This window comes from Streptococcus sp. 5346 (genome assembly GCF_013277455.1).
Classification (GTDB): Bacteria; Bacillota; Bacilli; order Lactobacillales; family Streptococcaceae; genus Streptococcus.
In genome coordinates this window covers 1-1350 of record NZ_VMMY01000017.1, presented here as the reverse complement: position 1 = coordinate 1350, position 1350 = coordinate 1, and the positions used below count along the sequence as shown (strand labels likewise).

Genomic DNA, 1350 nt, shown 5'->3' with positions numbered 1-1350 from the left:
CATCTGGTCAAGATGGCATTCTTGGAATTAAAAAAATATAGAGAAACTAGCAAAGATAGTATTCGCAAGCCGTGGTTGGAGTTTTTCGGGAATAAACCCTTTACTCAAGAACCCGAGCGAGCCATCAGCCAAGCAGACCAACTGCTGGACTATAAGAGCTGGTCCGAGGAGGATAGGAAAATGTTTAGTCAACTACGTATGCGCGAAGAACAAGCCTTGTTAGCACAGGACTATGCCTTGGAACAAGCTGAGGAAAAGGGCTTAGAACGTGGTCGTGCAGAGGGGATTGAACAAGGACTGGAACGAGGAAAACTCTTTGCCTTCCTAGATATGGTCCGCCAAGGTCTTCTGACTTCTGAGATTGCCAGTCAGCAATTAGGTATGACTGTGGCTGAGTTTGAGGCACTGCTGGAAGAACATAAGTGAGAAATCTGTAAGCGTTATGCAATCTTAAAATAAACTAAAAAAGATAGCTAAATTTCTTGATGTAAAGAGTTTGCCTATCTTTTTTTACTTAATGTATTGTTATTTTCAAGAAAATTTGAACTTTTCCCTTTCTTTTCCGAATAAATAGATAGAACCATAGAATCTAGTAAACTTAGATTTAAAACTGTGGTATAATAAAAGGGGGAAAAGGATGATTCTCAGACATCCGGGCATTAGCCCAACCAACGACTTGGTTGCTAAGAAAATCTTTAGCAATCCAGAGATCACTTGTCAATTTATTCGCGATATGCTGGATTTACCAGCCAAAAATGTAACCATTTTGGAAGGGAGCAATATTCACGTCTTGCCTTCTATACCGTACTCGGCGCAGGATTTCTATACAAGTATAGATGTTTTGGCTGAGTTGGACAATGGTACGCAAGTTATTATTGAGATTCAAGTTCATCATCAGAATTTTTTCATTAATCGTTTGTGGGCTTACCTATGCAGTCAGGTCAATCAAAACCTCGAAAAAATTCGCCAACGAGAAGGCAATACTCATCAAAGTTACAAACACATCGCACCCGTTTACGCTATCGCAATTGTGGATAGTAACTACTTCTCAGATGACTTGGCTTTTCATAGCTTTAGCATGCGCGAGGACACGACAGGTGAGGTTTTAACCATTATCAACAATGGTCAGGAAAATCATCTGGTCAAGATGGCATTCTTGGAATTAAAAAAATATAGAGAAACTAGCAAAGATAGTATTCGCAAGCCATGGTTGGAGTTTTTTGGGAATAAACCCTTTACTCAACAACCCGAGCGAGCCATCAGCCAAGCAGACCAACTGCTGGACTATAAGAGCTGGTCCGAGGAGGATAGGAAAATGTTTAGTCAACTACGTATGCGCGAAGAACAAGC

The 1350-nt window shown here is 40.6% G+C and carries 1 protein-coding gene and 1 pseudogene; both read left to right on the top strand.

Annotation, left to right across the window (positions count from 1 at the left end; translation table 11 throughout):
• Positions 1-426 (top strand): annotated as a pseudogene (locus HT732_RS10430) (hypothetical protein); the annotation flags it as partial.
• Between the two features lie 211 nt (positions 427-637).
• Positions 638-1350: PD-(D/E)XK nuclease family transposase (locus HT732_RS09455; protein ID WP_173254853.1), on the top strand; the 713-nt coding region annotated here is incomplete at its 3' end.